Genomic DNA, 13,566 nt, shown 5'->3' with positions numbered 1-13,566 from the left:
ATTATAACAGATGACCAAATTAATGAGTACAAATCTATCTTACAAAATTATGTAAGTTTGATTGAGTACTATAACCTTGCAATCCAAGATCACCTCGGAATTGTCTTGCCAGGTGAAGAGGCAGAAGAAGTACCTGCTGAAGGTGACGACGCTGTTGAAGGCGACGACGCTGTTGAAGGCGATGACGTTGTTGAAGGCGAAGACGCTGTTGAAGGCGACGATGCTGTTGAAGGTGACGACGCTGTTGAAGGCGACGACGCTGTTGAAGGCGACGATGCTGTTGAAGGCGACGACGCTGTTGAAGGTGACGATGCTGTTGAAGGCGACGACGCTGTTGAAGGTGACGATGCTGTTGAAGGCGACGATGCTGTTGAAGGCGACGATGCTGTTGAAGGCGACGACGCTGTTGAAGGTGACGACGCTGTTGAAGGCGACGACGCTGTTGAAGGCGACGACGCTGTTGAAGGTGACGACGCTGTTGAAGGCGATGACGCTGTTGAAGGCGACGACGCTGTTGAAGGCGATGACGCTGTTGAAGGCGACGACGTTGCAGAAGTACCTGCTGAAGTTGAGGATGTAACAGAAGAAACTGCTACTGACGAAGAAACTGCTGAGGAGCCAGCTGTAGAAGCTGTTCAAACTGTTCAAACAACAGTTTGGGACAAGCTTGTCGGATATTACAACCAAGTTGCTGCAGCTTACAGCTCATTCTTCGGATTGCTCAAAAAATAAGATAGCAACAACAATTTAAAGCATTGCATCCCATAACAGGAAATGTTAGTATTCCCTGTCTGAACCAAAGCCCTTGTCAACTCCATTCGGAGTTTTCAAGGGCTTTATTCATGTGCAAGCCCCACTCGGACAAAGCCATATATCTTTATGTTAAGCTGAACTTGTATACCCCGTAGGGAATAAGGAGGTCGTAACGATGACAGTGAAAATAAAGGTATATTCCGATTATGTATGTCCATTTTGTCTTCTCGCGGAAAAACCGTTACTAGAAGCAATCCAAGGAAAAGACGTGGAAGTTGAGTGGATGCCGTTTGAGTTGCGTCCATATCCAAATGAAACGTTAAAGCCCGAGGATCATTATTTGCAAAGCACATGGAAACAGGCCGTCTATCCGATGGCTGAACAGATGGGTGTTCATATTGTCCTTCCAAAAGTGTCCCCTCAACCATACACACACTTGGCATTCGAAGGGTATCAATTTGCCAAGGAAAAAGGCATAGGAAATAAATATAATGACCGGATGCTCCGAGCTTTCTTCCAAGAAGAACAAGACATTGGCAAAATCGACGTGCTAACCCGATTAGCCGGTGAACTCGGCTTAGATCAAAAAGAGTACCGCGAAGCATTAGAAACGAGAAAATACAAAGAGGTCCATCAAGAAGCACTTCGCCAAGCATACGAAGAAGCAACTATTACTTCGGTGCCGACTTTCATCATTGGTGACACTAAGTTTGCAGGCATTCATTCCAAGGAAACACTTGAACAAATCATCGATCAGGAAATCCGCAAACAAAAGCCTGACTTCCCCGACGGCATGGCGTGCGGTATTGATGGCTGTTAACTTCGGTGCCTGTGCATCACACATTAATGACAATTCAACAAAAGTTATAGTAATGCGGAAAGAGGCCGACTAAATGTTGATTTAGTCGGCTTCTTCATTTATTTCATACAATTGTAGTGTATTATCTGAATCGTTCATCGCACAGGCACCCAAACAATTTGCGAACAATTTACTCGCCTTTTATTTCATGGCTCAACGCTTTCAGGTCACTGCCCGTCGGATTTTGAAACACGTGGAGTCCAAATTCCCCTGCAACAGCAAAGAGATGATCGAAAATATCAGCTTGCACAGTTTCATAGACGGTCCATTGAACACTATTCGCAAAGGCGTAAATTTCAATCGGCAGTCCATGCTCCCCCGGTGCCAGTTGCCGGACCATCAATGTCTTTTCCTGATGGATGCCTGGATGGCGTCGAAGGTATTCACTAATGTAAGCCCGGAAGACCCCGATATTCGTCATCGCCCTCCCGTTCACAAGATTATTCCTGTCGATTTTATTCGTAACGTTGTACTCCTCAATCTCTCGTTCCCGTTCAACGATATACTCCGAAAGAAAGTGGATCTGTTTATAATGCTCAATCATTTCCTCCGTGCAAAACTGGATACTGGACATATCGATATACAACGCACGCTTAATTCGCCTGCCGCCGGATTCCTGCATTCCGCGCCAGTTGATGAAGTGATCCGAAATGAGCGCATAGCTCGGGATCATCGTCACCGTCTGGTCAAAGTTCCGCACCGCCACCGTATTCAAGGAAATATCGATGATATCCCCATTTGCGCCATAATTCGGCACTTCAATCCAATCGCCCATTCGAACCATTTCGGTTGCCGACAACTGGATTCCCGCCACTAATCCTAATAAGGAATCCTTAAAAACCAACATAAATACTGCCGACAGAGCACCAATCCCACTCAGCAGGATAATCGGACTTTCCCCCATCAGATTGGCAATCACCAAAATTGCACCAACAATTACAACAATAATTTTAGCTACTTGCACATATCCTTTAATCGGCTTCGTTTTTGCAATCTCGTACGTCTGATAAATGTCGTTGAACACGCTAAGTAATCGATTGATAACACTAAATGCAACAATCATAATATACGTCAGCGCCAACGTTTCAATCACCTTCTGATACGTCGGAAAAGTTGCAGCGAAGTAATAAATGATGAGTGCAGGCACAAAATGGGATAATCTGCGAAGCACTTTTCGTTCCAACAGAATATTGCCCCACTGGATTTTATGCTTTTTCACAATATGAGCGATGAATCGAATAATCATATGTTTTGTAATAAAATTCGCGATGATGCAAAGGAGTGTGATGACAGTAACCAGGATGACAAAGGACAGCGGGTCAACCAAGGTATCATCCACTCCGTAACCTAATAGCCGATTACGAATAAAGTTCATTTGTCTCCTCCACTATGCGTAGTCTGCTTTCCATTATACCAGAACCAAGAGGTCGCCACCTTCTTCAGCCTCCTGTGCATGCAATGATACGATTTAGTGGAATATGATACAATCGAGAAAATAACAAACAAATGAGGTAAATGATATGTGCCGAAACATTAAAACGCTGTTTAATTTTAGCCCTCCGGCTACTACGGATGAAATTTATTCCGCTTCGCTCCAGTATGTGCGGAAGGTTTCTGGTTACAGCAAGCCATCGAAGGCAAACGAGGATGCTATTAATCTTGCTGTTGAGGAAGTCGTTATCGCTACACAAAAATTACTAAACTCATTGGTCACGAATTCCGAACCTCGAAATCGAGAAATTGAAGCCGAACGGGCTCGAGCTCGTAATGCAAAAAGATTTGGATTGGAAAATCAGGAGTAATTGTATCGGTGCCTGTGCGGCATACATTTATGACAACTCAACATAAATACAAAAAGAGGCTGACCAAAGATGATCAGCTTCTTCGTTTACTTCATGCAACTGTAGTGTATTGTCTGAATCGCGTGCCTCAGAGGCACCCAAACAATTTAAGACTTGTAGGCAGCATCAAATGTTGTGTCATCCGAATAAGGAAATAACCCCATAAACCCCTTTTCTTTATTCACGAACCTACTTCTCCCCTAGTTATTCGGCATCCTTTTCCATATACTGCCGAATAGATCGGTAATAAATAAAATATTGTCCAAACGCAAGCAATAGTAATGCGTTCAGCATACCAAACTTCCCAATCGGTAAAATCAGAAATAAGCTTGCTAGGAACGGAAGTGCGACCGTGAAGTAAGAATAGACTTTCTGTGTTGCCCGTCTTGTGACTTCCTCAAACAATTCGTCATCCTCCATATATTCCTGCGGTTTCAACGTCAAGAATTTCATCTGTCGACTCGGATTCCGTTTATTATGATAATGCATTTTCCAGCCAAATATAAGTAGATAGATAACTAAAAGGACGAGCCAAGCGGCAAGGCACCAAAACCCGACGCCCTCCAAACTAAACTGAAACAGGAAGCTATCCGTACCATTTGATAATTCATAATCCAAGGTGAATCCAATTATCGTCGTGAGTGCAATCAGTAATAATATGAACCCCATTTGCCAGATCGGATACGTATACCTCATATCGCCTTTCATTTCATTCCTTCCCTTCCAACCAAAATACTTCGTTCATATCACATTGGAATGCTTGCGCAATTTTCAGGGCCAACGTGACCGAAGGAGAAAACTCTCCTTTTTCAATAAAGCCGATCGTTTGCCGCGTGACACCAACCATTTTGGCGAGATCGCTTTGCGTATACTCATGACGGGCACGCAGCTCTCGAACCTTGTTATTCAGCATGTCAATTCCTCCCACTTCTAATGTATGTTATTCTTAACACTATGTAAAGTTTTATTAACATTTTGTTAGGGGTAATTAACAATAACGGTTCAACCAACTTGTTAAACAGTACTTAATACCTCAATCGACAGGCCTAAGATTTAATTGCGAAAACTTGATATAGTATAGATACCGAAAAATTCCAAGGGGGAATCCGATCTCTATGAAAAAAAACCATATACTAATTGTTTCAATGCTATGCCTGCTTTTAGTAGGAGCATGCTCGGATAAGTCTGCAGCCATAAAAGAACCGCAGCCAACGCCCGAGCAAAAAAAGCAGGAACAGAAGATTGATTATCAAGCGGCAGTGGATAAGAAAAACGCTGAACTTGAATTGACGCCATTGGAACTGACATCCTACAGCGAGGAAGTCGGCGCTGCGTTACTCGAACCAACCCACACAAACTTCGCGGTAAATGAAATTGTCACCATTGAAGGAACGGTCGAGAATCAGGACCAATTACAAGAAGACTTTGTATGGATCAAAATTAGATATACAGGAGAAGCGCTTTCCGATGACTCGATGGAATACTATGCGCCAATTAAAGAGGGTAAATTCAAACAGGACGTAAGGCTGTTCAATGGAGAGGGAGAATACCAAGTTTCCGTAATGCTCCCGAGTACGAAACAGAAAAATTATTACTATGACCTTGCAAAATTCACTGTTTTCAACGTCAACCCTGCGATCCACCGAGACCTTACATACACCCCCTTTGCCCAGGAAGCAGGATTATCACTTGAGGCTCCGGATAGCGGTTATGTAAAAGAAAGCGAAATCTTCGCACTCAAAGGGGAAATCCCTTCCATTAAAGGACCAAACGAACAACTGATGCTTGAACTCAAAAAAGACGGAGAAACGTGGAAGCACATACTAACAGTTAAGAACGGCAAATTCGCGTATGATGTCCCTTTATTTTACGGAAAAGGTGTCCATCAATTAAAAGTCTACGTTCCTGACGAGGAGAGAAACAATTATTTTCAAGAGGGAACGATTCTTTATATCGATAATGAATCCGACCTTGTCACTGAACCGATCAAGTACATGACGACATATGAGGAACGAGGCGTCAATCTCACCTATCCGACAGCCGGCGGTGAAGAAACCAATTTAACGTATCGCATAAAAGGCAGTATTGACAAAGATGCCCCATTTGCAAAAGAGACGACACATCTTTATATAACGACGAAAAAAGATGGCGACGAGGCGCTGTCCGTTATTCCCGTCGATAATTACAAATTCGACGATGAATTCTATTTACGCTTCGGACCTGGAACCTACGACGTAACCGTTAGTGTTCCGAAAATAAAAGAGAAAAACAGTGCTAAGTTTTATTATTATGATGTAGCCAAGTTCACAGTAAAAAGTACAGCAACGGAGGACCAACGTGATGTGCTGCCATCACGTGGAGTTCAATCCGATGCCCCTGAAATTATCGCGATTGTGAAAGAGCTCATAACTGAAGATATGTCAGATCGCGAGAAAGCTAAAGCCATCTATGAATTTACGGCTAAGTCAATTGCCTATGATGTACAAAAACAGAAAAACAGCGAGTTTGAATGGGATGATAGTGCGTTAAAAGTGTTACAGCTTGAAAAAGGGATTTGCCAGGACTATACGTATCTCGCCCTCGCCTTGCTCCGCGCGTCAGGCATGGAAGCAAGATATATAGCAGGAACGGCCGGGTCCGGCTTCAATTTCTCCCGACACGCATGGGTGGAAGTTAAAGTGGATGGCGAATGGCTCACAATGGACCCGACATGGGGTGCGGGCCACATCGCCAATGGTGAATTCGTAGCGAAATACACAGAAGATTACTTCGAGCCGAATGATGAAGCATTCAAGACACACTCCCGGCATGGCGTGCAGTATTGATCAGCCCTCGTCGTGAATTGACCCTGAACGCGAAGAATGGACCCTGGACTCGAAAGAATGGACCGTCGTTGAAAAGAATGGACCCTGGACTCGAAAGAATGGACCCTTGCTAAAAATGAATGGACCCTGGAACACGAAACAGCGAAAAATCCCCTTCCACTTCTATTAAAAGAAGCGGAAGGGGATTTTTTATTGGCGTTCAGCCTGTGTATTGAATCAGTTGAGCGACCACTAATGTGACAATCCCAATTGCTGAGAACACAAGGAATAGCGGCATATAGAAACGAATCCATTTTTGCCAAGATACGCCGGCGATAACGAGTGCAGCCATAAAGTATCCAGACGTCGGGAATAGAATATGGGCAAAGCCGTCTCCGAACTGGAACGCAAGTACAGCTGTCTGTCTTGTTACGCCGAGCAGGTCTGAAAGTGGCCCCATGATCGGCATCGTGACTAAGGCCTGTCCACTTCCGGACGGGATAATAAAGTTAATGGCCAACTGGACCAGATACATCCCTACTGCACCGAGAACAGATGGCATCTCACCGACCATTGAACCGAGGCTGTAAACGATCGTATCCATAATTTGTCCGTCTTCAAGCACAACAGCGACAGATCGGGCAAGCCCAATAATAATGGCTCCCATAAGCACATCTCGGAATCCTTCCGTGAAAGCGTTTGAAATCTGGGTAGCGTTCAGTCCGGCAATCAGGCCAACAACAATCCCCATAAAGATGAATAATCCTGCCATCTCAACCATGAACCAACCGTGCTGAAGCACACCATACACTAAGAAGCCAAGGAAGAGGAGTGCAGCAACTGAAGCATATTGCTGTCTTTTGTTCATGCTTTTCGCTTCAATTTTATCTCTCTGCTTGTAAAGTTGCCTTTTTTCTTGATCATCTTCATACACATAACTGTATAAAGGATTCTGCTGAACCTTTTTTGCATAGCGCATGATGAAGAAGACTCCCACCGATACACAAACAATAAATAGAGCTAAACGAAGCGGCAATCCTGAAAACACCGGGATACCGACAATCTTTTGCGATAATCCTACGTTAATCGGGTTTAAAACCCCAGTAGTAAACCCGACGACCGTACCGACAAGAGCAATCGATGCAGCCACTATGGAATCATACCCCAAAGCAATGATTAACGGCATGATAACAGGGATATAAACGAGCGATAGCTCAGGGGTTCCAATTAATGTTGCCCCAATCGCAAACACTGTTGTTAAAATCGGTATGAGCAAAATACTGTTTTTCGCAAAACGGTTTGCCATCCTGTCCACGACCACTTCAATGATTCCGGTCGTCTTCAGCACCGCGAACATACCACCGATAATAAACGTGAAAAAGACAATTTCCCCCGCATCAATCAGTCCCCGCGGAATAACAGTAAGGAAATCAGCTATGCCAATTGGTGCAGCGTCGACTTCTGTAAATGAGTTCGGGTCAATCGATGTTCTTCCGTCAGGACCTGGCACACGGTCAAACTGACCTGCAGGAATAAAGTACGTCGAAATGGCTGCAAGCGCACTGAATGTAAAAAGAATGACATAAATATGAGGAAGTTGAAACTTCTTTTTATTGCCCTTTTCCTTTGTCATATTGAAACCTCCAAACTTAGTTTGTGTTTTACAGACTACTAATGAATCTACTAGTAGCCCGTAGTTTTGTTGTTTCATGTATCTCAGCCTTATTATACAAGCTCCTTACGTAAGAGTCGTTAGACCTTGTAGCCAATAAAATACAATTACATTGTTGAAGTAACACAACAGAAATTTCCGATTTGTCAACACTGCACAAATGCTTGTGCATGAATTACGCAAAATTACGTTAATTTATGTGAAATACATACTTGAGAATAAAAAATGAAGCTCCTCAAAAGTCAATATGACTAAAGAGAAGCTTCTTCATATTTGATAAAGCTAATTTGGAAAGTTGAATTATCTCTTCCCTTTATCATAAATTTCGCCCAACGCTCTTGGAGCTCGATTTGATTTAGAGAAAAAGATCAATAACAACAACGTTACTACATACGGTAAAATCATGAATAAATCAGTGAAACTACTTGGTAATGCCATCGACTGGGCAATAAACATGCCACCCGATTTAGCAAAACCAAATAAAAGACAAGCTCCCAACGTCGGCAGGATTCTCCAGTTACCAAAGATTAACGCTGCAATCGCCAAGAATCCATATCCCATATAAATGCCTGAAGAAAATTGGGCTGAAATGGAATAGGCAAAACACATACCAGCGAGACCTGATAAGAGTCCTGATATAAGAACCGCAGAAAACCGTATTTTCGATACACTTACACCTGCTGCATCAACGGATTGAGGATTTTCCCCACTCGCTCGTAGGCGCAATCCAAACTTTGTTTTATATAAGACATACCATGCAAAAATAGCAATGACAACGATGATTACTTGGAACGGATACACATTCGTAAATACCGCACCAACCACAGGTATATTGGCTAAACCGTCAATCGTAAATCGCTCCGATACACCTAATCGGAACTTGTCCGAAGCCGCTCCGAATACGAGGGCATTGATCTGTGTTGTTAAGAATGTCGTTAGGGCTAACGCCAAAATATTAATGACGACACCGCTGATGACTTGATTTGCCTTAAATTTAATACTTAGTACAGCATGAATAATGGAAAATCCCATTCCGCCAATCATCGCAAACAGTAACGCCACGTAGAACATATCCTCAATAGCTGCTCCAGAAGCATTTGCGATCAAAACAGCTGACATAGCTCCGATGAATGCACCGAACCCTTGAAAGCCTTCAAGCGCTAAATTGGTAATCCCACTTTTCTCACTATATATACCGCCGATCGCCATGATAAAAAGAGGTAGAGCAAAGGATAATCCATCAATAATAATCGTATCCATTTATGATTCACTGTCCTTTCGATCCACTTCTTTTTCCTTCAAGCGGCTGACTTTATGTTTCACGTACGCACCACATGCACTAAACAATAGGATTAACCCGATGATCACAGAAGCAATTTCTTGTCTGATTCCAGCCTGTGAACTCATATACGTGCTTCCTTGGTCAATAATCGATATTAAGAAAGATGAAAAAATAATCCCGATTGGATGAGCGTTTCCTAATAGTGCCACCGCAATGGAGTCAAAACCGATATTTGTTAACACTTTTGGCTGTATGGAACCAAAATAGCCTAAATAATACGTCACACCTGCCAGACCGGCTAAACCGCCTGAAATGACCATGGCTAAGACCGTATTGCTACCGACCTTTATTCCTGTATACTTCGCCGCATCCCGGTTGGATCCTACTGCTTTAATTTCAAAACCAACAACTGTTTTGTCCATAAGAAACTTGATGATAATCGCGATTGCGATGGCCAAAATAAAGCCCAATGGAATATTCATTTTCAAGTTTGCGATCTCAACATTTACTAACGTCAATCGCGCTGCTTCCGTAATATATTTAGACTGTCTTGAAATCGGATCAATATAATACATATGAATAAAGAAGCTTATGACGTATTGAGCAATGTAATTGAACATAATCGTCGTTACGACTTCATGAATGTTAAATTTATATTTTAGCCATCCTACTAATCCACCCATCAAGCCGCCGGCAACCATTCCGACCAGCAATACAAGCGGTTTTGCAATAAAAGCATCCAACCCGCTGTAACCGACAATAACGGTCGCTAAAAACCCGGAGAATAGCATTTGACCGGAAACCCCAATATTAAATAGTCCTGCTCTAAGGGCAACGGCCACTGCCAGACTGGCAAATACCATTGGCGTCATGGCGTTCAGCAATTGCAAAAAGTCGGTAAACATGCTCTTGTAGCCGGCGTACGTTGGCTTCGGCAAGATTCCTGCTCCTTGGAACAAGTTGTAAAATGCTTGGAACGGATTTTTACCGAGCAACAGGATGATAATCGCCGCAGCTATGAAACTGACTAGTATAGAGGCAACCGGAATGCTGATTGGTTGCCATTTTTCATTTCTTAGTGGCCAAATCAGACGATAACGTAGACTTGTTTTCTTTTTATCCTTACTCATGCTTTGCCCCCATCATATATTCGCCGACTTCATTTGTCGTTAATGATTCACTGCTTGCGATCTTTTGAAATTGGCCATTATAGATAACACCGATTGTATCCGCTACATTCATAATTTCGTCCAGCTCTAACGAAACAAGTAAGATCGCTTTTCCTTGATCGCGTTGTTCGATAATCATCTTATGAATGTTTTCGATAGCACCGATATCTACTCCCCGTGTTGGCTGAACGAAAATCATAAGCGGGGATTGCAATTCGATCTCACGGGCAATTATTGCTTTTTGCTGGTTGCCGCCACTCATCGAACGAACTTGCGTCTTAATCCCTTGTCCACTTCGAATATCATATTTATCAATCAACTGACTGCCAAATTGATCGAATTCCTGTTTATTCAGAATTCCTTTATTCGAAAACGGCTCTTTGTAATACTGCTTTGAACCTAAATTCGTCGCTACATCAAAATCCAAAAACAGTCCAAATCGTTGACGATCTTCAGGTACATACGAGATTCCGGATTCAGTTCTGTTTCGTATACTGTCATTCGTAATGTCCTGCCCATTGAGGAAGATCTTTCCGCCGCTCGCCTTTACTAAACCGGCAATGGCATCCGCTATTTCAACTTGGCCATTATCTGCGACCCCTGCAATCGCGAATATTTCGCCACTGCGTATCGTAAAGGAAACGTCTTTGACTACTTCAAATCCGTCCTCATTTTTCACGGTTAACTGTTCTACTTTCAATACTTCTTCTTTAAATTGAGCAGGTGCTTTTTCAGATTCAAAACTTACTTCCCTACCGACCATTAATTGAGCCATAAGATTCGTCGATGTTGTCTTCACATCCAACACATCAATCAATTTACCTTTGTTCAATACCGCGCATCGGTCGGCCACTTTCTTAATCTCTTCTAACTTATGTGTGATGAGAATGATTGTTTTTCCACTATTTCGGAGACCTTCGATAATACCGAGGAGAAAATCAATTTCTTGTGGCGTTAGGACTGCCGTTGGTTCATCAAAAATAAGGATTTCAGCTTCACGGTAGAGCACTTTTAAAATCTCAACACGTTGCTGCATGGAAACGGTAAGATCGGCTACTTTTTTCGTAGGCTCCACTTCCAAACCAAAGCTTTTGGACAGTTCTTCAATTTTACGGTTAGCACTTCGAATACCTACGTAAGGAAAGAGACCGGCGAATTTGCTGGTGGGCTCAACCCCTAAAATGATATTCTCTGTAATCGTATAATCATCGACTAACTTAAAATGCTGATGGACCATTCCGATGTTAAGATTTGCCGCGTGGTTCGGCGAACTGATTTGTACCTTCTCTCCCCGAATATAGATTTCTCCTTCATCGGGTTCGTACATCCCGCACAGAATACTCATCAATGTTGATTTGCCTGCACCATTTTCACCAAGCAAGGCAAAAATTTCACCTTTCCTAATGCCAATGGATACGTCATCATTTGCTACGATTCCAGGGAAACGTTTCGTAATATGTTTCATCTCCACGATATATTCAGACATCATTCATTCTCCTCCCTCGGAAATCGGAAAAATAATAGAAGTTCATCATTCCCTAAACATTTAGTAGGGAACTGATAAACTTCTATTGTCATTGTGTCTTTACTTACTGTTATAGTCCTGGAAACTTTTCTGGAGTATGTTCATTAAAGTTAGATGCAGGTACGATTGTGCCATCTTTCACTAACTCGTACGCCTCATTCAATTTGCTTAGCGTATCCTCAGATAATTGGTGACGACCTTCTTCTTTAATAAAACCTGTGGAATCTGTATCTGCATGAAGAACTACATTTCCGCCTGTAAAGGATCCATCAGCAACCGAATTCAAAGCCTTTTCAATATTCATAGCCATGAATTTTACACCAGACGTTAAAACGATATTTTCAGAACCAGTTGCACCGTCATCATATTGGTCAACATCCACACCAATTACTTTAACATCGCCCTTCGCTTCCTTAACTGCTGTGAATACACCATTACCAGTTCCACCTGCAGCAACAAAGATAATATCAGCACCTTGTTTAATCAATGCATTGCCGATTACTTTACCAGTCGCTTCATCCGCAAAGGATCCTGCGTAGTTACCGCCAACATTAGCACCCGTTACATCAGTTCCTGCATAACCAGATAGTTCAACAAGTTCAACATTTTTTCCATAAACCTTGTTCGCGTAATTCACGCCTGATTCAAAACCGAATTGATAGTTTACATTTGAAGGATAAGCAATCCCATTTACAACCGCTACTTTGTTTGTCTTCGTTTCAAGTGCTGCAGCCATTCCTGCAAAGAAACCACTCTCTTGCTCGGCGAAATTCATTGCATAAATATTGTCGAAATCAGTTTGGCCATCTACAGGAGCTGGCTCAGTGTCATTCATGATAAAGATCTTATCCGGATTTTCTACAGCGATGCTCGAAACCCCAGCAAATTGGAAACCAGGTGTAACAATTACATCATAATCTGCCACGATATCGGCAACAGCTTGTACAGCAGCTGCTGGATCGCCTGTTGGCTCTTTAACAGCCTTTACTGTTGCTGTTGGATTGTTTTTAATAAAGTTCAAAATACCGTTATAGTTATCTTCATTGAAGCTGCCATCATCTACGCCAGATGGGCTTGTTACAATTGCAATTTTCAAGCCTTCTTCGCCAGCTCCAGCCTTATCTTCCTTTTTATTAGTTGAGTTATTTCCGCAAGCGGCCATAACGACAGTCACTAAAACAGTGAATAATAGCATTGCTATTTTCTTTGTATTTTTTGTCATCTAAATGATCCTCCCTGTTAATATGATTGAATTGCTTGTGTAAAAATTAAAAAAAGCACCGTGTAGATACCGGTGCTTGACTTCAGGAAGGTAGACAATAGAAATAAATAAGTCATTTATCTCTATCGTTATATATACTACCTCGTAGTCAAGCTATTTACGGCAGCTTGGTAGAAACTTTTGGGCCCTATCCCCAATATTATACGAGAATATTATTCAATTTTTACTACCCAATAATAACACCTGGAAATCAAGGTGTCAATAAAAAACCGAATGATTAATTTAAAAAACGTTATATCGTTCGCTAATTGTGCGAACGACTAGAATTATAGCCAAAAGTATAGGTAATATTCGCCTTCTTAATGTTTTAAATGTTTGCAACTAGCCAACTGAATTTGTACAATTAGAGAATGCTTCAGAGTAGAGGTAGCAATGAAGT

11 protein-coding genes and 1 riboswitch are annotated in these 13,566 nt (G+C 42.3%); of the genes, 3 read left to right on the top strand and 8 right to left on the bottom strand.

Features of this window, described 5'->3' with window-relative positions; translation table 11 throughout:
• Positions 1–928 precede the first annotated feature (928 nt).
• Complete coding sequence (locus OC538_RS13755) at positions 929–1,573, top strand: DsbA family protein (protein ID WP_262176343.1); 645 nt, start codon at positions 929–931, stop codon at positions 1,571–1,573.
• A gap of 169 nt (positions 1,574–1,742) precedes the next feature.
• On the opposite strand, the gene OC538_RS13750 is transcribed toward OC538_RS13755, so the two are convergent.
• Entirely contained in the window at positions 1,743–2,987 is a 1,245-nt protein-coding gene (locus OC538_RS13750) for a mechanosensitive ion channel family protein (RefSeq protein WP_262176340.1), read from the bottom strand.
• Between the two features lie 145 nt (positions 2,988–3,132).
• On the opposite strand from OC538_RS13750, the gene OC538_RS13745 reads away from it, so the two are divergent.
• Entirely contained in the window at positions 3,133–3,414 is a 282-nt protein-coding gene (locus tag OC538_RS13745; RefSeq protein WP_262176337.1) for a DUF2277 domain-containing protein, read from the top strand.
• Positions 3,415–3,657: 243 nt separating this feature from the next.
• On the opposite strand, the gene OC538_RS13740 is transcribed toward OC538_RS13745, so the two are convergent.
• Complete coding sequence (locus OC538_RS13740; RefSeq protein WP_262176332.1) at positions 3,658–4,161, bottom strand: hypothetical protein; 504 nt, start codon at positions 4,159–4,161, stop codon at positions 3,658–3,660.
• Between the two features lies 1 nt (position 4,162).
• Positions 4,163–4,366, bottom strand: a complete 204-nt coding sequence (locus OC538_RS13735) for a helix-turn-helix transcriptional regulator (protein ID WP_262176329.1) — start codon at positions 4,364–4,366, stop codon at positions 4,163–4,165.
• Positions 4,367–4,568: 202 nt separating this feature from the next.
• Here OC538_RS13735 and OC538_RS13730 point away from each other — a divergent pair, with 202 nt between their 5' ends.
• Entirely contained in the window at positions 4,569–6,278 is a 1,710-nt protein-coding gene (locus tag OC538_RS13730; protein ID WP_262176325.1) for a transglutaminase-like domain-containing protein, read from the top strand.
• Positions 6,279–6,477: 199 nt separating this feature from the next.
• On the opposite strand, the gene OC538_RS13725 is transcribed toward OC538_RS13730, so the two are convergent.
• From OC538_RS13725 to OC538_RS13705, 5 genes are all read right to left on the bottom strand, one after another.
• Positions 6,478–7,890 (bottom strand): YfcC family protein, encoded by a 1,413-nt coding sequence (locus OC538_RS13725; RefSeq protein ID WP_262176322.1) that lies wholly within the window; start codon positions 7,888–7,890, stop codon positions 6,478–6,480.
• A gap of 339 nt (positions 7,891–8,229) precedes the next feature.
• A complete protein-coding gene (locus OC538_RS13720; RefSeq protein WP_262176319.1) occupies positions 8,230–9,189 on the bottom strand; it encodes an ABC transporter permease in 960 nt (319 codons plus the stop codon).
• Complete coding sequence (locus OC538_RS13715; RefSeq protein ID WP_251695961.1) at positions 9,190–10,341, bottom strand: ABC transporter permease; 1,152 nt, start codon at positions 10,339–10,341, stop codon at positions 9,190–9,192.
• Positions 10,334–11,866 carry an ABC transporter ATP-binding protein gene (locus OC538_RS13710; RefSeq protein ID WP_410055886.1) on the bottom strand — a complete coding sequence of 511 codons (1,533 nt, stop codon included), beginning with the start codon at positions 11,864–11,866 and terminating at the stop codon, positions 10,334–10,336. The genes OC538_RS13715 and OC538_RS13710 overlap by 8 nt, the downstream gene beginning before the upstream one ends.
• A gap of 109 nt (positions 11,867–11,975) precedes the next feature.
• On the bottom strand, positions 11,976–13,127 hold the full coding sequence (locus OC538_RS13705; RefSeq protein WP_262176309.1) for a BMP family protein: 1,152 nt from the start codon (positions 13,125–13,127) through the stop codon (positions 11,976–11,978).
• A gap of 125 nt (positions 13,128–13,252) precedes the next feature.
• A riboswitch (purine riboswitch) is annotated at positions 13,253–13,354 on the bottom strand.
• Between the last annotated feature and the right edge of the window lie 212 nt (positions 13,355–13,566).

It is taken from the genome of Saccharococcus sp. Marseille-Q5394 (assembly GCF_946901335.1).
GTDB lineage: Bacteria > Bacillota > Bacilli > Bacillales_A > Planococcaceae > Sporosarcina > Sporosarcina luteola_C.
The sequence above is the reverse complement of the archived record's forward strand: the minus strand, read 5'-3'. Positions and strand labels throughout refer to the sequence as shown.

Coding starts and splice junctions, on each gene's coding strand:
- OC538_RS13755 (WP_262176343.1), top strand. CDS start 929: ATGACAGTGAAAATAAAGGTATATTCCGATTATGTATGTCCATTTTGT.
- OC538_RS13750 (WP_262176340.1), bottom strand. CDS start 2,987: ATGAACTTTATTCGTAATCGGCTATTAGGTTACGGAGTGGATGATACC.
- OC538_RS13745 (WP_262176337.1), top strand. CDS start 3,133: ATGTGCCGAAACATTAAAACGCTGTTTAATTTTAGCCCTCCGGCTACT.
- OC538_RS13740 (WP_262176332.1), bottom strand. CDS start 4,161: ATGAAAGGCGATATGAGGTATACGTATCCGATCTGGCAAATGGGGTTC.
- OC538_RS13735 (WP_262176329.1), bottom strand. CDS start 4,366: ATGCTGAATAACAAGGTTCGAGAGCTGCGTGCCCGTCATGAGTATACG.
- OC538_RS13730 (WP_262176325.1), top strand. CDS start 4,569: ATGAAAAAAAACCATATACTAATTGTTTCAATGCTATGCCTGCTTTTA.
- OC538_RS13725 (WP_262176322.1), bottom strand. CDS start 7,890: ATGACAAAGGAAAAGGGCAATAAAAAGAAGTTTCAACTTCCTCATATT.
- OC538_RS13720 (WP_262176319.1), bottom strand. CDS start 9,189: ATGGATACGATTATTATTGATGGATTATCCTTTGCTCTACCTCTTTTT.
- OC538_RS13715 (WP_251695961.1), bottom strand. CDS start 10,341: ATGAGTAAGGATAAAAAGAAAACAAGTCTACGTTATCGTCTGATTTGG.
- OC538_RS13710 (WP_410055886.1), bottom strand. CDS start 11,866: ATGTCTGAATATATCGTGGAGATGAAACATATTACGAAACGTTTCCCT.
- OC538_RS13705 (WP_262176309.1), bottom strand. CDS start 13,127: ATGACAAAAAATACAAAGAAAATAGCAATGCTATTATTCACTGTTTTA.